The 17580-nt window shown below is 64.6% G+C and carries 21 protein-coding genes; 16 read left to right on the forward strand and 5 right to left on the reverse strand.

What is annotated here, in order from left to right; genetic code table 11:
- The first annotated feature begins 35 nt into the window (after nt 1–35).
- A complete protein-coding gene (locus KI611_RS13600; RefSeq protein WP_226416196.1) occupies nt 36–467 on the forward strand; it encodes a putative toxin-antitoxin system toxin component, PIN family in 432 nt (143 codons plus the stop codon).
- Nucleotides 457–1425, forward strand: coding sequence for a TIGR01212 family radical SAM protein (locus KI611_RS13605; RefSeq protein ID WP_226416197.1), 969 nt, complete (start codon nt 457–459; stop codon nt 1423–1425). The genes KI611_RS13600 and KI611_RS13605 overlap by 11 nt, the downstream gene beginning before the upstream one ends.
- Here KI611_RS13605 and yaaA read toward each other — a convergent pair.
- Nucleotides 1416–2189, reverse strand: coding sequence for a peroxide stress protein YaaA (gene yaaA, locus KI611_RS13610; RefSeq protein WP_226416198.1), 774 nt, complete (start codon nt 2187–2189; stop codon nt 1416–1418). The two genes, KI611_RS13605 and yaaA, sit on opposite strands and share 10 nt — an antisense overlap.
- An 89-nt stretch (nt 2190–2278) precedes the next feature.
- On the opposite strand from yaaA, the gene KI611_RS13615 reads away from it, so the two are divergent.
- Genes KI611_RS13615 through bioD form a run of 8 tightly spaced genes read left to right on the forward strand, consistent with a single transcriptional unit; the run spans nt 2279 to nt 9465 of the window.
- The gene (locus KI611_RS13615; protein WP_226416199.1) at nt 2279–3451 is read left to right on the forward strand and encodes a DUF2863 family protein; all 1173 of its coding nucleotides are present in this window, start codon (nt 2279–2281) and stop codon (nt 3449–3451) included.
- Nucleotides 3451–4800 (forward strand): adenosylmethionine--8-amino-7-oxononanoate transaminase, encoded by a 1350-nt coding sequence (gene bioA, locus KI611_RS13620; RefSeq protein ID WP_226416200.1) that lies wholly within the window; start codon nt 3451–3453, stop codon nt 4798–4800. The genes KI611_RS13615 and bioA overlap by 1 nt, the downstream gene beginning before the upstream one ends.
- A gap of 40 nt (nt 4801–4840) precedes the next feature.
- Entirely contained in the window at nt 4841–5224 is a 384-nt protein-coding gene (locus KI611_RS13625; protein ID WP_226416201.1) for a hypothetical protein, read from the forward strand.
- A 29-nt stretch (nt 5225–5253) separates the two neighbouring features.
- Nucleotides 5254–6168, forward strand: coding sequence for an alpha/beta fold hydrolase (locus KI611_RS13630; RefSeq protein ID WP_226416202.1), 915 nt, complete (start codon nt 5254–5256; stop codon nt 6166–6168).
- On the forward strand, nt 6161–7324 hold the full coding sequence (bioF, locus tag KI611_RS13635) for an 8-amino-7-oxononanoate synthase (RefSeq protein ID WP_226416203.1): 1164 nt from the start codon (nt 6161–6163) through the stop codon (nt 7322–7324). Before KI611_RS13630 ends, bioF begins: the two co-directional genes overlap by 8 nt.
- Entirely contained in the window at nt 7321–8034 is a 714-nt protein-coding gene (locus KI611_RS13640) for an alpha/beta fold hydrolase (RefSeq protein WP_226416204.1), read from the forward strand. Before bioF ends, KI611_RS13640 begins: the two co-directional genes overlap by 4 nt.
- Complete coding sequence (gene bioC / locus KI611_RS13645) at nt 8027–8791, forward strand: malonyl-ACP O-methyltransferase BioC (protein ID WP_226416205.1); 765 nt, start codon at nt 8027–8029, stop codon at nt 8789–8791. The genes KI611_RS13640 and bioC overlap by 8 nt, the downstream gene beginning before the upstream one ends.
- Nucleotides 8788–9465, forward strand: coding sequence for a dethiobiotin synthase (gene bioD / locus KI611_RS13650; RefSeq protein WP_226416206.1), 678 nt, complete (start codon nt 8788–8790; stop codon nt 9463–9465). Before bioC ends, bioD begins: the two co-directional genes overlap by 4 nt.
- On the opposite strand, the gene KI611_RS13655 is transcribed toward bioD, so the two are convergent.
- The gene (locus KI611_RS13655) at nt 9436–9789 is read right to left on the reverse strand and encodes an Hpt domain-containing protein (protein WP_226416207.1); all 354 of its coding nucleotides are present in this window, start codon (nt 9787–9789) and stop codon (nt 9436–9438) included. The two genes, bioD and KI611_RS13655, sit on opposite strands and share 30 nt — an antisense overlap.
- A 53-nt stretch (nt 9790–9842) precedes the next feature.
- Complete coding sequence (locus KI611_RS13660) at nt 9843–10895, reverse strand: HD domain-containing phosphohydrolase (RefSeq protein WP_226416208.1); 1053 nt, start codon at nt 10893–10895, stop codon at nt 9843–9845.
- Nucleotides 10896–10993: 98 nt separating this feature from the next.
- On the opposite strand from KI611_RS13660, the gene KI611_RS13665 reads away from it, so the two are divergent.
- The 6 genes from KI611_RS13665 (at nt 10994) to nosD (ending at nt 15725) form a co-directional block, all read left to right on the forward strand.
- On the forward strand, nt 10994–11602 hold the full coding sequence (locus tag KI611_RS13665) for a septation protein A (protein ID WP_226416209.1): 609 nt from the start codon (nt 10994–10996) through the stop codon (nt 11600–11602).
- Complete coding sequence (locus KI611_RS13670) at nt 11602–11904, forward strand: YciI family protein (protein ID WP_226416210.1); 303 nt, start codon at nt 11602–11604, stop codon at nt 11902–11904. The genes KI611_RS13665 and KI611_RS13670 overlap by 1 nt, the downstream gene beginning before the upstream one ends.
- Nucleotides 11901–12167 (forward strand): BolA family protein, encoded by a 267-nt coding sequence (locus tag KI611_RS13675; protein WP_226416211.1) that lies wholly within the window; start codon nt 11901–11903, stop codon nt 12165–12167. Before KI611_RS13670 ends, KI611_RS13675 begins: the two co-directional genes overlap by 4 nt.
- A 34-nt stretch (nt 12168–12201) precedes the next feature.
- Nucleotides 12202–12987 carry a peptidyl-prolyl cis-trans isomerase gene (locus KI611_RS13680; RefSeq protein WP_226416212.1) on the forward strand — a complete coding sequence of 262 codons (786 nt, stop codon included), beginning with the start codon at nt 12202–12204 and terminating at the stop codon, nt 12985–12987.
- A gap of 63 nt (nt 12988–13050) precedes the next feature.
- Nucleotides 13051–14391, forward strand: coding sequence for an EAL and HDOD domain-containing protein (locus tag KI611_RS13685; protein ID WP_226416213.1), 1341 nt, complete (start codon nt 13051–13053; stop codon nt 14389–14391).
- A gap of 74 nt (nt 14392–14465) precedes the next feature.
- Nucleotides 14466–15725: a nitrous oxide reductase family maturation protein NosD gene (nosD, locus tag KI611_RS13690; RefSeq protein ID WP_226416214.1), complete on the forward strand. Its 1260-nt coding sequence runs from the start codon at nt 14466–14468 to the stop codon at nt 15723–15725.
- Here the strand turns inward: nosD and KI611_RS13695 are convergent.
- Both KI611_RS13695 and KI611_RS13700 read right to left on the reverse strand, forming a co-directional pair.
- Complete coding sequence (locus tag KI611_RS13695) at nt 15672–16517, reverse strand: HDOD domain-containing protein (RefSeq protein ID WP_226416215.1); 846 nt, start codon at nt 16515–16517, stop codon at nt 15672–15674. The genes nosD and KI611_RS13695 overlap by 54 nt on opposite strands.
- 66 nt (nt 16518–16583) lie before the next feature.
- Nucleotides 16584–17525 carry a CysB family HTH-type transcriptional regulator gene (locus tag KI611_RS13700; RefSeq protein ID WP_226416216.1) on the reverse strand — a complete coding sequence of 314 codons (942 nt, stop codon included), beginning with the start codon at nt 17523–17525 and terminating at the stop codon, nt 16584–16586.
- Nucleotides 17526–17580: the final 55 nt, after the last annotated feature.

Consider the following 17580-nt stretch of genomic DNA (forward strand, 5'->3'; position numbering starts at 1 on the left):
CTGATTCTGAAGAGGGGCGCATTATAATCCGCGCCATGCTGCGCCTGGTTCTCGACACCAACGTCGTCCTCGATCTCTTCCATTGGGCCAATATCGACGCCGTGCCGATCATGGCCGCGCTCGAAGACGGCCGTATCGAATGTTTCGCCGACGAGCGGACGCTCGACGAATTGCAGCGGGTGCTGACCTACCCGCAACTGAAAATGACGCCGGTCATGATCACTGAACGCTATGCCCGCTATAGCGCCCTGGTCCGGCTCGTACCGGCCGGCGAAGCGCCGCCGCTGCCGCGCTGCAAGGACCGCGACGACCAGAAATTCCTCGAACTCGCCGCCCGTTGCGAGGCGAACATCCTGGTCAGCAAGGACAAGGAACTGTTACGGCTGCGCGGCCGCACCACGCTGGCGTTCCAGATTCTGAAGCCGGCCGCGGCGTCGGCGCTGCTGCCGGACCCGCATGCCACCTGAATCCCGCCTGTCGCCCTTCGGCGAACGCCGCTACAACGCCTGGAACGACTACGTCAAAGCGCGCCATGGCGGGCGGGTCCAGAAGGTTTCGGTAGAGGCCGGCTTCACCTGCCCGAACCGCGACGGCCTGCTCGGCACCGGCGGCTGCACTTTCTGCAACAACGCCGGCTTCACGCCCGGCTATCTGGATCGCCGGCAGTCGATCGGCGCCCAGATCGACAACGGCCTCGACTTTCTGCGGCGCCGTTATCCGCGCACCCGCCATCACATTGCCTATTTCCAGAGCTACACCAACACCTACGGCGAATTCGACCGCCTGCGCGCCTGCTACGACGAGGCTCTCGCCCACCCGGAAATCAGCGGCCTGGCCATCGGCACCCGCCCCGACTGCCTGCCCGACCAAGTACTCGATTACCTGGCGGAGCTGGCGCGCGAGCACATCATCGAACTGGAAATCGGCGTCGAATCCTGCAACGACATCGCCCTGCACCGCGTCAATCGCGGCCACGACTTTGCCGCCAGCGCCGATGCCATCCGGCGGGCCGCGGCCCGCGGCCTGGAGGTCAGCGCCCACCTGATCCTCGGCCTGCCGGGCGAAAGCACCGCGAGCATGCTCGACGGCGCCCGGCAGTTGTCAGCCCTGCCCCTGCGCGGCCTCAAGCTGCATCAGCTGGAACTGGTACGCGGCACGGCACTGGCGCGCGAATGGCAGGCCGATCCGGCCACCGTCCAGCTGCTCGGCGAAGACGAGTACATCAGCCTGCTCGCCGATTTCCTCGAACGCCTTTCGCCCGACCTGCTGCTGCAGCGCCTGGGCAGCGAGGTGCCGCCCAAGCTGAAGCTGGCACCGCACTGGAATTTGCGCCTCTACGAACTGGCGCCGCGGGTTTCCGCCGAGCTCGCCCGGCGCGACACCTGGCAGGGTTGCCGCTACCGGCCGGCCAGCCCTCACGCCTGACGCCGGCGATAGACCCAGCGCGTCGCATCGGAGGCTTCCGGGGCGTAGGCGTAGCCGTCGTAGTCGAAATCCTTCAGACCCTCCGGCTCGCTCAGCCGATTGACCACGGCGTAGCGCGTCATCAGGCCGCGGGCCCGCTTGGCGTAGAAGCTGATGATCTTGTAGCGCCCGTTCTTCCAGTCCTCGAATACCGGCTGGATCGTTTCGCCGTTGATCTTGCGACCGACCGCCGCCTTGAAATATTCCTCGGAAGCGAGGTTCACCACGACCGGCCGCGGCATCCCGGCTAGTTCGTCGTTGATCGCCATGAGCAGGCGCTCGCCCCAGAAGGCGTAGAGATCCTTGCCGTCCTTGTTGGCAAAACGGGTGCCCATTTCCAGCCGGTAGGGCTGCATCAGGTCGAGCGGCTTGAGGATGCCGTAGAGGCCGGACAGGATGCGCACCCGTTGCTGGGCGAAGGCCAGATCGTCGGCGCTCAGGGTCTTCGCCGCCAGGCCGTCATAGACATCGCCGTCGAAGGCGAGCACGGCCTGCTTGGCGTTTTCCGGCGAGAAAGGCAGCGACCACTCGGCGTAACGGTTGAAATTGAGCAGCGCCAACGGGTCGGACAAATCCATCAGATTGGCGATATCGGCCGGCGACAACTTGCGCAGTTGCCGGATCAGCGTTTCCGAATGCTTCAGGTAGGCCGGCTGGGTATGCGTGGCCAGGTGCGGCGGCGTCTTGTAGTCGAGCGATTTGGCGGGAGAAAGGAAGATCAGCATCAGGGACGACCTCGTCGAATTTCGTGCATTGCGATACGCCGAATTTTACCGGCTGGTAAAATTGCTTTTTTGTATTTTCTGGAATCCCCATGAAACGAACCCGCTTCGGCTCGCGTGACCGCCTCTCACGCGATGCGGCAGAATTGCAACGCATGGCCATCGGGCTTTCGGAATCCGGCGGCAAGCTGGAAGACAGTTACTGGGAAGAGCTGCTCGCCGAAACGGTCGACAGCCTGCTGAAAAATGGCGCCGAGGATGACATCAATACCGCCCTCGACCGCCTGTTCGAAGCCAACCCGCGCGCCCACGACGAACTCGCCGACATGGTCGAGTCGCGCGCCGAAACCAGCCGCCTGGAAGCGCACGGTCAGGAATTCGACATCCAGTTGTTCGCCGCGCCGGTCCTCGCCTGGTCGCGCTTCTCGATTCCCGCCTGCGCCCTGCCCAAGAGCACCGTCGAAGCCTTGACCGTGCAACTCGGCGCCCACGTTTTCGGGGCCGACACCCGCGTCGCGCTGGCCGATTACCTGTTCAGCCCCGACCAACTGCCGCGCAGCTTTTGCGACACCTGGCAAATGACCCAGGCGCTCGGCCTGGCCACGCTCGCCGGCCAGCATCTGGCGGTCGACGCCGCCGGCATGGCCGAAACCAACCGCTTTCTCTCCGACGTTCGTTACCTCGTCGGCGGCATCGCCGTGCCGCGCGGCAAACCGCTGTTCCGCTGGAACGAGAAGGATGGCAACAAGGAAGCCGCGCTCAAGGAATGGATCAAGCAGGGCAGCCCGAATCTCGAACCGCTGCTCACCGGCTGCGCCTGGCAGCCGCTGCTGCCGGATGCCTACCATGCCGGCTGCCGCAATGCCGACCGCCTGTCCCGCCCGTATTCGCTGAAAGCTTCGGTCGCCTTCCTGCAGACCACGCTCGGCTTGATGCCGGCCGATATGCGTGCCGTCGTCGGCCCCTGCTACGACCGCCGGATGGAGGAATACCGCGTCGGCCTCGGTCCGAAAAACAAGGACGACACCTACCACGGCATCGTCTGGCCGCTGCTCGGCGCCGAAGACGAAGCGACCGATGCGGCCGGCGAAATCGAAGCCGTGCTGCGCGAATGCGGCGTCAAGGACGTCGTCTTCCTCGACCATCATTTCCCGATGGAATTCTGCGAGGACTGCGGCGCCCCGCTCTACCCCAACGCCGAGGCCGAACTGGTGCACGCCGAAATGCCCGAGCAGGCGGCGACCGACTCGCAAGTCCTGCACTGATGGATCAGTCGGCGAACCAGGCCTGGCTGGAACGCAGCCAGGCCGCCGTCTGGCACCCGTGCACGCAGATGCAGCACCACGCCGCGACCGCCTCGCCGGCCCATCTGCCGCTGGTTCCCATCGCCCGCGGCAGCGGCGCCTGGCTCTACGACTTCGACGGCAAGCGCTACCTCGACGGTATCAGCTCGTGGTGGACCAACCTGTTCGGCCACGCCAACCCGCGCATCAACGCGGCGCTGCGCGACCAGCTCGACACCCTCGAACATGTCATGCTGGCCGGCTTCACGCACCAGCCGGTGGTCGAGCTGTCGGAGCGCCTGGCGGCCTTGACCGGCGGCGCCCTCGGCCACGCCTTCTACGCCTCGGACGGCGCCTCGGCCACCGAAATCGCGCTGAAGATGAGCTTTCATTACTGGCGCAATGTCGGCCGCCCGGAGAAAGCCGAATTCCTCTGCCTGACCGGCAGCTATCACGGTGAAACGGTCGGCGCGCTGGCCGTCACCGACGTCGCGCTGTTCAAGGACGCCTACGCGCCGCTGGTGCGCGCCGCCTCGGTCGTTCCTTCGCCCGATTTCCGCCAGGCCGCAGCCGGTGAAACGCCGGCCGATGTCGCCCGGCGCGCCGCCGCCGCACTGGAAAAACATCTGCAGGAACACGGCCAACGGATCGCCGCGCTGATCGTCGAACCGCTCGTCCAGGGCGCCGCCGGCATGGCGATGTACGACCCGGAATACCTGCGCCTCGCCCGCCAACTGTGCGACCAGTACGAAGTGCACCTGATCTGCGACGAAATCGCCGTCGGCTGCGGCCGCACCGGCACTTTCTTCGCCCACGAACAGGCCGCCATCCGGCCCGACCTGATGTGCCTGTCGAAAGGCATCTCCGGCGGCTATCTGCCGCTCTCCATCGTGCTGTGCAGCGACGCGCTCTACGCCGCCTTCCTCGACGACTCGGTGGCCCGCGCCTTCCTGCACTCGCACTCCTACACCGGCAACCCACTGGCCTGCCGCGCTGCCCTGGCGACGCTCGACATCTTCGCGACCGACGACGTGCTGGCCGCCAACCGGCTGAAAGCGGCAGAAATCAGCGCCGCCCTCGCCCCGCTGGCCGACCACCCGCAAGTCGGTCACCTGCGCCAACGCGGCATGATCGCCGCCTTCGACGTCGCCACCGACGACCCGTATTTCTCCCGCCGCTTCTACCGCGCCGCGCTCGACCGCGCCGCGCTGATCCGGCCGATCGGCAACACCGTGTATCTGATGCCGCCGTACATCGTCAGCGACGAGGAAATCGCGCTTCTCGGCCAAGCCATATCGGGCGCCTTGCACGAGAGCCTGGGTCAGCGCTGAACATCGCCAATCGCACCGACATTCCACAAAGGTTTTCCCCATGGCAATAGGCTGGCTCAGCATTCTCAAAGCAGTTCCCTGGACCGATGTCGTCAGCAATGCGCCGAAGGTGGCCGATGGTGCGAAGAAGCTGTGGGAGACCGTGGCCGGGAAGAAGCCGGCGACCGATGCCGGAACACCGACCGGCGGTTCGCCGAGCCTCGCGCCGGAAGCCCCGACCCTGGCCGATCTGGAAGCGCGGATCGGCGCGTTGGCCGGTGATGTCAGCCGCCTGCAGAAGGAAATGATCGATTCCACGCAACTGATCAAGACACTGGCCGATCAGAACGCGCAACTGATCCGGCGGGTCTATTGGCTGAGCCGGACGCTTCTCGTCGTCGGCCTCGCCGCCGGGATCAGCCTGGCCTTGGCGTTACTGCGCTGAAATTGCTGAGCGGCGAGATGGCGACGAGTATGGAAAAAACGATACGGACGACGGATGGGCTGAGCTTGTGGTCCGAGGCTTTCGGCCAACCGGGCGACCGCCCGATCCTGCTGATCATGGGCGCGATGAACCAGGGGATTTTCTGGCCAGATGCCTTTTGCCGGCGGCTGGCCAGCCTCGGTTACTACGTCATCCGCTACGACCATCGCGATACCGGCCAGTCGTCGACTGTCGATTTCCAGACCCAGCCCTACCGGCTGGCCGAGCTGACGCAGGATGCGCTCGCCGTGCTGCACGGCCATCAATTGCCGAAGGCGACGGTGGTCGGCCTGTCGATGGGCGGCTATATCGCCCAGTTGCTGGCCATCGAGCATCCCGAGGCGGTCGACCGCCTGGTGCTGATTTCCAGTTCGGCCGACCAGCGGCCGTACATGGCCGCAACCATGGGCCAGCCGACCGTCGGTTTTGCCCTGCCCGGGCCGGGAGCAGCACTGCTCGACTACATCCGGGCAACGCTCGCCCAGCCCCCCGGATCGGCCCCCGCCATTGAGCAAAACGTACTGACCGGCTGGGCATTGACCTACGGCGGCAGCCGCGAGTTTCCCCGTACCCAATTGACGGCCGCCCTGCGCCGGGCGGCCGGGCGCACGAGTAACCCGCTGGCCGCCTTTCATCACGCCCTGGCCGTCGCCGCCTCGCCGGACCGGCTCGAGGGCATCAAGTCCATCGCCGCGCCGACGCTGGTCATCCACGGCCGGGCGGACAACTTGCTGCCGCTGGCCCATGGCGAATATCTGGCACGCCACATTCCCGGCGCGCGCCTGCAATTATTCGACATGGGGCACTCCTTCATGTGGTCCTGGGACGATGAAGTGCTGGCCAGCCTGACCGCCTTTCTTGCCGACGACTCGATCGCTCCGCCTTTCCAGACCAACCATGATTGAAGACCGCCTGAACAACGAACTGGCCGAGATCGCCGCGGCCGGCCTGACCCGCCGCCGGCGCGTGCTCGAATCGCCCTGCGGCCGGACCGCGACCGTCGACGGCCGCGAAATGCTCAATTTCGCCAGCAACGATTACCTCGGCCTGGCCGGCGATGCCGGGATCGCCCGGGCGATGGCCGACGGCGCGCTGCACTGGGGGGCCGGCAGCGGCGCTTCGCATCTGGTCAGCGGCCATCTGGCGCCACACGAAGCGCTGGAAAAGGAAATCGCCGCCTTCGTCGGCTTCCCGCGCGCCCTGACCTTTTCCACCGGCTACCTGGCCAATCTGGCGGTCACGCCGACCCTGGCCGGGCGCGGCAGCGCGATATTCGCCGACAAGCTGAACCATGCTTCGCTGATCGATGCGATGCAACTGGCCAAGGCGCAGGGTGCCGCCACCCGGCGCTATGCCCACAACGACATGGCAGCGCTCGAAGCCATGCTGGCGGCCAGCAACGCGCCAAGCAAAATCATCGTCAGCGATGCCGTATTCAGCATGGACGGCGATCTCGCGCCGCTGCCGCAACTGTGCGCACTGGCCGAGCGTTACGACGCCTGGCTGGTGATCGACGACGCACATGGTTTCGGCGTCCTCGGCGCGCAGGGCCAAGGCAGCCTGGCCCACTACAACCTGCCCTATCGGCCGCGCCTGCTGCTGATGGGCACGCTCGGCAAGGCGGCCGGCATCGGCGGCGCTTTCGTCGCCGGTTCGGCCACGGCCATCGAATACCTGCTGCAAAAAGGCCGCAGCTACATCTTCACCACCGCCGCGCCGCCGGCCGTCGCCTGTGCGCTGTCGGCCAGCCTGAAGATCATCGGCCAGGGCGATGCCTGGCGGGCCAATCTGTTTGCCCGCATCGCCCAGTTGCGCGACGGCCTGAGCGATCTGCCGTGGCATCTGCTGCCCTCGGCCACCGCCATCCAGCCGCTCATCGTCGGCGCCAACGAAGACGCCGTGCAGCTCGCCAGCGCCTTGTGGGAGAAAGGCCTGTGGCTGCCGGCCATCCGCCCGCCGACCGTGCCGCCGGGCACTGCACGGCTGCGCATCTCCGTCTCCGCCGCCCACAGCGCCGCCGACATCGACCAACTGATCGCCGCCCTCAGGGAACTCGCATGACCCCGCCGCTCGTCTTCCTGCCCGGCTGGTCCCTGGGCCGTGGCCCGCTGCAGGCGGCAATCGATCCGCTGCACGGGCAGATTTTCGACCTGCCCGGTTATCGCGATGCGCCGCTGATCAGCGATTTCGCTGCGGCGGCCGCCGATCTCGCCGAGCGCCTGCAACCCGGCACGACTCTCGGCGGCTGGTCGCTCGGCGCCCTGCTGGCGCTGGCCGTGGCGGCCCGTGCCCCGGAAAAAGTCGGCAAGCTGATCCTGGTCGCCGGCACCGCCTCCTTCGTCCAGCGCGCCGGCTGGCCGCACGCCATGCCGCCGGCCACGCTGGCCGAATTCGCGGTCGCCGTCGCGGCCGATCCCGCAGCCACGCTGCCGCGCTTCGTCGGCGGTTTCAATCGCGGCGATGCCCGGGCCAGGGACGTGACGCGGCAACTGCTCGACCTGGCCGACCGGGCGCCACCGGCGGCCACGCTGGCGACCGGCCTGAACTGGCTGCGCGACGTCGATTTGCGGGATCTTGCCCGGCAGGTCAAAGCGCCGACCTTGCTCATCCACGGCGCGGCCGACCCGCTGATGCCACTGGCCGCCGGCGAAGCGCTGGCCGCCGCCATCCCCGGCGCCCGCCTCGAAGTCTTCGCCGACTGCGCGCACGCCCCCTTCATCTCCCGCCCGGACGAATTTCTCGCCCGACTGACCGCCTTTATTGATGACTAGACCGACCAAGGCGCGTATTCGCCAATCCTTCGAGCGCGCCGCCGCCACCTACGAAAGCGCCGCGACCGTCCAGCGCACGATCTGCGCGCAGTTGGCCGCCGCCCTGCCGGCCGGCTTGCTGCCGGCCCGGTTGCTCGATGCCGGCTGCGGCACCGGCCATGCGCTGACCCTGCTGCAAGCGCGCTTTCCCACGGCAACGACACTAGCCGTCGATCTTTCGCCGGCCATGCTGGAACAAATCCCGATCGCCTGCTGCCGGCTGGCCGGCGATCTCGAACATCTGCCGCTGGCCGATGCCAGCCTCGACCTCTACTGGTCCAGCCTGGCCGTGCAGTGGTGCGAACTGCCCCGCGTCCTCGGCGAAGCCCGCCGCGTCTTGCGCCCGGGCGGCCAGCTGGCCATCGCCAGCCTCGGGCCGGCCACCTTCCACGAATTGCGCCACGCCTTCGCCGGCGTCGATAGCTACCGCCATACATTGGCCTTTCATTCCCCCGGGGAAATCGAACAAATGGCCGCGCAGAGCGGCTTTGCCGCGATCGAAGTGACGAACGCCAGGGAAATCGCTCATTACGCCGATTTCCGAAGCCTGCTCAAGGCGGTCAAGGCGATCGGCGCCAACCAGCTGGGGGCCGGCCGGCGCACCAACCTGATGAGCCGCAGCGCCTTCAGCCGGGCCGAAGCGGCATTCGAAACCTTGCGCACGCCAGCCGGCCTGCCGCTGACCTACGACGTCATCACCCTGATTGCCCGGACATGAAACAGGCCTACTTCCTCACCGGTACCGATACCGAAATCGGCAAGACCTTCATCACCTGCGCCCTGCTCCAGCGCGCCCGCCAGCTCGGGCTGGCCGCCGCCGGCCTGAAGCCGGTCGCCGCCGGGACCGATGCCGCCGGCCGGAACGACGACGTCGAATGCATCCGGGCGGCGAGCAACGTCGCGCTGCCGACCGCCATCATCAACCCGTACTGTTTCAAGGCCGCCATCGCGCCGCACATTGCCGCGGCCGAGGAAGGTATCCGCATCGATTTCGCGACCATCCAGGCTTCCTGCGCAACGGCCGGAGAGCAGGCCGATCTGCTGATCGTCGAAGGGGTTGGTGGTTTTTGCGTGCCGCTCGGCGTTGACCAGAGCACCACCGATCTCGCGGTCGCGCTTGGCCTGCCGGTGATCCTGGTCGTCGGCATGCGCCTCGGCTGCATCAACCACGCCGTGCTGACCGCCGAGGCCATCGCGGCACGCGGTCTGTCGATTGCCGGCTGGGTCGCCAACCGGATCGATCCGGCGATGTCGCGTTTCGCCGAAAATCTGGCCAGCTTGCAGGCCCTGTTGCCCGCTCCGCTGCTCGGCGTCGTGCCGCACCTGCCCGGCGGCAGCGCCGGTGCCGCCGATTGCCTGCGCTTACCGGGGGAGGCCGCTTTCCGCCTTTAACACCTCGGCGACCAGATACAGGCGGGCCTGTAGCGCCAGCACGGCCACCTCCTGCCCGTCCATATCGCCGGCCTTGGCTTTCCGTTCGATGGCCGAAGCGTCGGCTGCGCCAAGATCGTCGGAAAAAGTGGCCAGCAAGCCTTTGATCGTATGCGCCTCGCGTTGTACCTCGGCCGGCGCGCCGCTCGCCACGGCGGCGGCGATATTGGCGGAGTACCGATCAACATCCTGCAAATACATGGCGAGCATCATCGCGAAAATATCTTCGTCGCCCCCCAGGCGCTCAAGTATCGCCGCCTTGTCCAGCACGAACTTCCCAGTCATTCCATTCTCCTGTCAGCCGATACCGGTCACCCGAGAAGTTAGGCGTCCAAGGCCTAAAGCATCGGCACTTCTTCATCCGTGAACCGCTGGCGAATGTCGAGAATCCGCTCCCAGCCAGCGAGAAATGCTTCCACACACAGCGGATCAAAATGTCGGCCGCGACCGTCTTCGAGAAACTTGCGGACCCGCTCCAGCGGCCAGGCTTTCTTGTACGGCCGCTCCGAGCTCAGGGCATCGAAAACGTCGGCCACTGCAACAATACGCCCGAACAATGGAATCTTGCTGCCTTTCAGTCCATACGGGTAGCCACTGCCATCGAACCTCTCGTGATGGGAAATCGCCACTTCGGCACCGGCCCGCAGAATATCCGAGCCGCTATCCTTGAGCAGCTCGAAACCGAGCCGGGCATGGCCCTTCATCACTTCGAACTCTTCCGGCGTGAGTTTGCCCGGCTTGAGCAGAATGTAATCGGGGATGCCGATCTTGCCGACATCGTGCATCGGCGCGGCTTCAAGAATCAGCTGCTGGGTGGCCGCATCGAGGCCCAATCCCTCGACGATCACCTGCGAATAATGGGCCATGCGCTGGATGTGCGCCCCGGTTTCCGGATCGCGAAACTCGGCCGCCCGCGACATCCGGAAAATCAGTTCCTTCTCGCGATTGCGGATTTCCCGCGTGCGCTCGGCGACCAGTTCGGCCAGATGCTCGGCCCGATCGGCCAGGAATTTCTGGCCCTGGCGCAGCGACAGCATGTTGCGGGCGCGCGCCGAAAACTCGACGCGGTCGATCGGTTTGGTCAGAAAATCGTTGGCGCCGCCGAGCAGCGCCTCGTAGCGGACATCCTTCTGGTCGTTCGCGGTGATCATCAGCACCGGAATCTCGTCGCGCCCATGCAGGGCACGGAAGGCGCTGATGAAGCGCAGCCCGTCGATGTCCGGCATCATGTAATCGACGATGACCAGGTCCGGCACGTGCTCGCGACACCATTCGAGCGCCTTCAGCGGGTTGTCGAAGAGCACCGGCGCACACTCCCCCAGCTTGAGCACCAGCGCCTTGATCAGGGTCAGGTTGATATCGCTGTCGTCGACGATCAAAACGGTGTTCATGAACTCTCGCATTGCCGGTTGGGGTGCACGCCACTCCGGCACAACCCGTTCGCCGGGCTGGCGGAACGCCGTCGGCGGTGAGTATATAATGCCCCGCCATGAAACTACTCTTCGACCTTTTCCCCGTCATCCTCTTCTTCATCGCCTTCAAGTATTCCGAAAAGAACCCGGAACTGGCGGCAAGCTGGGTTGGCTCCCTACTCGGTTCGGCGACAATCGACGTCAAACAGGCCCCGATTCTGCTGGCCACCGTTGTCGTCATTGCGGCGACCGTCGCCCAGATCGCCTGGGTCCACTTCCGCCACGGCAAGGTCGACAAGATGCTCTGGGTCAGCCTCGTGCTGGTCAGCGTCTTCGGCGGCATGACGCTGATTTTCCAGGACGAGAACTTCATCAAGTGGAAGCCAACCATCCTCTACTGGGTGTTCGCCGGCAGCATGGCCTTTGGCGCGCTGGTCCTGAAAAAGAATGCCATCAAGGCGATGCTCGGCGAGCAGATGACCCTGCCCGAAGCGGTCTGGAGCAAGGTCAATTTCTCCTGGGTGGCCTTCTTTATTTTCATGGGCGTGCTGAATCTGGTGATCGCCTTCAATTTCCCGACCGATGTCTGGGTCAATTTCAAGCTGTTCGGCGGCATGGGCTTGTTGCTCGTCTTCGTCGTCGGCCAGGGCATGCTGCTGTCGAAATACGTTGAGGAAGAAAAATAATGCTTTATGTGATCATCGGTGAAGACGTCCCGGCTTCGCTCGAAGCCCGGCTGGCCGCCCGTCCCGCGCATCTCGCCCGCTTGCAGGCGCTGCAGGCCGACGGCCACCTGATCCTGGCCGGCCCGTGCCCGGCCATCGATGCGCCGGACCCCGGCCCGGCCGGCTTCTCGGGCAGCATCATCATCGCCGAATTTGCCTCGCTGGCCGCCGCCCAGGCCTGGGCCGACGCCGACCCCTACATTGCCGCCGGCGTCTACGCCAAGGTCACGGTCAAACCGTTCAAGAAGGCCCTGCCGGCGTGAGCGGCGACACCGTCGAGCTGCTGCGCCAGCGGCTGGCCGTTCTGCATGCTGTGTCGATCGCCATCGAGGACGAGTCGCACCGGCATGCCGGCCATGCCGGCGCCAAGGATGGCGGCCACTACAAACTGGACATCGTTTCGCCTCTTTTTGCCGGCAAGAACACGGTTGCCCGTCACCGTCTGATTTATGATGCAGCGGGCGATCTGATGCGCGGCAGAATTCATGCGCTGAGCATCCGCGCACTGACACCCGACGAAGTATAATTTTTTGGTTTTCCCCCACCCAAGGATAAATTTCATGCTTAAAACCCCCCGCCTGGTCGCTCTGCTGCTTGCCGGCGCCATCGTTTCCGCCCCGGTCTTCGCTCAGGGCAAGTCTTTTGCCACCGTCAACGGCCAGGCCATCCCGCAATCGGTCTATGACGCGTTCGTCGCCGAACAGAAGGCCCAGGGAGCCCCGGACAATGCGGAACTGCAAAACGCCGTCAAGGAAGAGCTGATCCGCCGCGAAATCCTTGCCCAGGAAGCGAAGAAGAAGGGCCTCGACAAGAAGGGCACGGTTCCCGGCCAGATCGAACTGGCCAAGCAAGCCGTCCTGATCCGCGCCTTCCTCGCCGAATACGTCAAGGCCAACCCGATCAGCGACGATCGCCTGAAGGCCGAATACGAAGGCATCAAGAGCAATCTCGGCAGCGTCGAATACAAGACGCGCCATATCCTGGTCGAGAAGGAAGACGAGGCCAAGGCCATCATCGCCAAGCTGGACAAGGGCGAGAAGCTGGCCGACCTGGCCAAGCAGTCGAAGGATCCCGGCTCCAAGGACAAGGGCGGCGAACTCGGCTGGAGCTCCGCGGCCACCTACGTCAAGCCGTTTGGCGAAGCGCTGGTCAAGCTGAAGAAGGGCGAATACACCAAAGCTCCGGTCAAGTCCGACTTCGGCTACCACGTCATCCAGCTCGACGACTCCCGCCCGATGACCCCGCCGCCGTTCGAGCAGGTCAAGCAGCAATTGCAACAGCGCGCCAGCCAGCAGCAGATCGAGCAACTGGTCAAGGACCTCCGGACCAAGGCCAAAGTAAACTAAGCTTCGGCCAGCCATGCGAGAATGCCCACCTGAGGTGGGCATTTTTATTTGGGGGAGAGCACCTTGTTCAGCAGCCTGAAAAAACTGTTTGGCGGCCAGAAGGAAGAGATCGGCCAGACGCCGGCCAGGGCCGAGCGCGAGCACCACGAACCCGAGGCGGAAGCGCCGGCGATGGCGGCGACCTTTCTCTGCCGGGAAGCCGTCTTCGACCGCAAGAATCGCCTCGCCGGCCATCTCTTTTTCCTGCAGGATTCGATGCTCCAGGCCAATGCCGACAGCGAGCGGCAGCGGCAATTCGATCAGAGTCTGCTGGCCACGCTGAATGCCAGCCCGGAAGCCTGGAACACCAGCCTGGCCTTCATTCCGCTGAACTCGGCCAGTCTTGAACTGCCGGCCGTGGACAACCTGAAGACAAGCAATCTTGTCCTGCTCATCCAGCTGGCTCCCGACGCCGACGCCGAATCGCTCGGCGCCCGCCTGGAAACGCTGCGCCAGCGCGGTTTGGCGATCGGCATCTTCCGTCAGCCGAAAAATCCCGCTTTCACGCAAAGCATCCTGCTCGCCGATTATGGCGTGGTCGACGTCGGCAGCAGCGAAGCCGGCGCCATCCGCGATTTCTCCTCGGCCTTCCGGGCCAGCGAGAAGACGCACCCGGTACATCTGTTCGGCGGCAACATCGAAACGCTGGACGACCATCGGTTCTGCCATCAAACGCATTTCGATTATTTCCACGGCCGCTTTGCCGCAGCAAGCATCCAGCGCCCCAACGAAGTCGGCGCCGACCCGCACAAGGTCCAGTTGCTGCATCTGCTGCGCCTGGTCCAGGGCGATGCCGAAACGGCGGAAATCGCCGAGGCGATGAAGCAGGACCCGCTGCTCACCTTCCGCATCCTGCGCTATCTGAATTCGGCGGCCCTCGGCCTCGACCACCGCATCGACTCGCTCGGCCAGGCCCTGATCATCCTCGGCCGGCAGCGGCTGACCCGCTGGCTTTCCGTGCTGCTCTTTTCGGTCCGCGAACCGAATTTCGGCGACTGGCTGCTGGTCGAAAGCGCCCTCACCCGTGGCCGCCTGATGGAAGTTCTCGGCGCACAGCTGATGCCCGGCAAGGCCAAGGATCCGCTCTTCCTGACTGGCATCTTCTCCTGTCTCGATCGCCTGCTGCACCGTCCGCTGGCTGAGCTGCTCAACGACATGCCGCTGTCCGAGGACGTGCGCGCCGCGCTGCTCGAACGCCGCGGCCCCTTTGCCGATCTGCTCGCCGTGGCCGAAGCCAGCGATGCCTTCGACCTGGCGCGAATGGAAAGCACCGCCCTCGCCGCCGGCCTCGAACCCCATGCCGTCAACCGTGCCCTGCTCTCGGCCACCGCCTGGGCCAGCGAAGTCACCGAACATTGGGAATAAGCGAACCGAATTGTCGCAAAACTTGATGCAGGTGAACGTCAATTGACATCCGTCAGCGCGACAATCCGGGTTCGATGACGATCCTTCGCCTGCTCACTCTCGCCTGTCTTTGCTTCGCCCTGCCCGGGCAAGCCGCCCAAGCCCTGCAGCCCTGGCTCGATACCGCCCTGCCGGGCGCCGTCATCCGTCTGCCGCCCGGCACTTACCAGGGACCGGCAGTGATCAGCAAGCCGATCACGCTGGACGGCGACGGCAAGGTCATCATCGACGCCGGCGGCCACGGCACTGTGCTCACCGTCAAGGCCGACCGCGTCACCTTGCGCGGCCTGACCCTGCGCAACAGCGGCGACTCGCATGACAAGCTGGACGGCGGCCTGATGGCCGAAGGCAACGAACTGCTGATCGAGAATAACGTCATTGAGGACGTGCTGTTCGGCATCTCGCTGCACAAGACCAACGACAGCATCGTGCGCCGCAACCGCATCCGCTCCCGGCCGGGGCCTTCAGCCGACCGCGGCGATGGCCTGCGCCTCTGGTACAGCACCGGCAACCGTATCGAACAGAACGATATCGCGCAGATTCGCGACATCACGGTGAGCAACGCCCCGCGCAATCGCTTCGTCGGCAATACCGTCAAGAACAGCCGGCGGGCGCTCAACCTGCTGTTTGCCCACCGCAGCCTGATCGAGGGCAACCGCTTCGAGGACAATTCGACCGGGATCGTTGCGCTGAACTCGGATGGCTTGATCATCCGCCGCAACCTGATCATCCATGCGATGGACCCGGCCGGCGCCGGCATCGCCCTGAAGGAGATCTCGGCAGCCCTGATCGACGGCAACGAGATCGTTCATTGCGCGCACGGCATCATGACCGACTCGTCAACCAATCCGATCAACCGGATGACCTTCGTCAACAACCTGATCGCCCACAACGTCACCGGCATTTATTTCTACGGCGTCAGGGGCAGTCACATCGCCATCGGCAACACCTTCCGCAGCAATTTGTGGCCGGTCAGCATCGTCGCCGACGGCGACCCGATGAGCGACGTCTGGTGGGGCAACAGCTGGGATGGCTACGAGGGCTTCGACCGCGATGGCGACGGCATCGGCGACCAGCCGCACGAGCTTTATGCCTACGCCGACCGCATCTGGATGGATACGCCGGCCGCCAAATTCTTCCGCAACTCGCCGGTCCTCGAATTGCTCGACTTCCTTGAAAAGCTGGCGCCGTTCTCGACGCCCTCCCTTATCCTGCGCGACCCGGCGCCGCGCATGCAGCCATCAGCCCAGCCAGTCGCGCAAATCCTCGATCAGGTCGTCGACCGTCGCAAGTGACAGATTGAGGAATTCGCAGGCATGCGGCCCGGCCTTGGCCCATTCCTCCTCGCCCTTGCCCTGGGTATGCAGACGGATGATGTGCTCGGCCAGGACGTTGACCGCGATCACCGCCCGCGCCGTAGTCGAAATCGTGTCCGAGCGCGCCAGCATCGGGTAATCGTGATGGTGCAGAACGGCCTCGGCCACATCGCTCGGCAAGTGCCAGCGACGGGCCAGAAAGTAGCCGACGATCGTGTGGTTGGTGCCCAGATGTTTTTCTTCGACTTCGGTGAACGTCAGTTCTTCGGATGCATTGGCTTCGGCCAGCACTTCGCGGGTTTGCGGAAAGCGCTTCATCAGCAGCGGAATGCCGCAATCGTGGAAGAGGCCGAAGGTATAGGCGATATCCGGACGCACGCAGCGCAACCGCTTGGCCAGTTCGGCCGAGACGCGCGCCGTCTGGGCCGACGACTCCCAGAAACGGTCCATCGGCACATCGGGCTTGCCGGACAGCGCGACCTTGAGCAACTGCGAAATCACCAGATTGAATAGCTGCTGGGAGCCCAGCACGTTGAGCGCCTGAATGATCGAATCCATTTTGCGGCCGGTCGAAAAGGCCGGCGAATTGGCAATCAGCATGACGCGCCCGGAAAGTGCCACGTCCTTGCTGATCAGGCGTGCAATCTCGCGCTGATCGGGCGCATCCTTTTTCAGCTCGCCATCGAGTTCAACCAGGATCGCCGGACAGGGCGGAATATCGACGCCCTGCAACAGCTTCTGCAACTGCTTTTCGTCTGGTACGGCATTCATCAGCAAATCTCCCGAATAGGCGGCGAAGATTAAACGGGAAATGTGTCACTGAGAATACGCCAAAGGTTATAGATCATATGCATCGCTCCCCCCTTGCATCGCCACTTTGACCACATGCTGCGACAGATGCGGGGCGAACAGGGCGATCAGGTCGTAGTCGTAGCGGCGCAGATAGCTGCCCCGGCGCAAGGCGAGACGGGTGGTATTCGATTCGAACAGTTGCGCCGCATCGATCGCAACCAGCCCGGTATCGCGCTGGGCATCGAAGGCCAGCGCCGAAATGATGCCCAGCCCGAGGCCAAGGGTGACGTAGGTCTTGATCACGTCGGCATCGAGCGCAGTCAGCGCGACATTGGGTTCGGTGCCGATGCGCTCGAACGCCCGGTTGATCCGCGAGCGCCCGGTGAAAGCCGTGTCGTAGGTAATCAGCGGCCATTTGACCAGTTCGCTGAGCGACAGCGGCAGCGTTTGCAGAATCGGATGGCCTTCCGGCGCAATGACGCAATGGCTCCACTGGCGAACCGGCAGCGTGATCAGTTGCGGATACTGATCGAGCGCTTCCGTGGCGATGCCGATATCCGCCTCGCCGGACACCACCCATTCGGCGATCTGCGTCGGGCTGCCCTGGTGCATTTCCAGCTTGACCGTCGGATGCTGGGCGACAAAATCACGGACCACGATGGGCAGCGCATAGCGGGCCTGGGTGTGCGTCGCCGCCAGGACCAGGCGACCGCTATCGCCGGTGGCGAACTCGCTACTCGCCCGCTTGAGATTCTCGGCTTCGCGCAGGATGCGCTCGGCGATTGCCAGCACCGTCTTGCCCGGTTCGGTGACGCCGGTAAAGCGCTTGCCGCTGCGTTCGAAGATGGCCACGCCCAGTTCATCCTCGAGCAGCCTGACCTGCTTCGAAATACCAGGCTGCGAGGTATACAGCGCTTCGGCGGCTTCCGAAACATTCAATCCCTGACGCTGGATCTCGACGATGTAACGCAATTGCTGAAGTTTCATGGCAGCACTTAATAACCGATAGATATAACAATCTAACCCAATATTCTTTTTGATT

It is taken from the genome of Dechloromonas denitrificans, from assembly GCF_020510685.1.
Lineage (GTDB): Bacteria > Pseudomonadota > Gammaproteobacteria > Burkholderiales > Rhodocyclaceae > Azonexus > Azonexus denitrificans_A.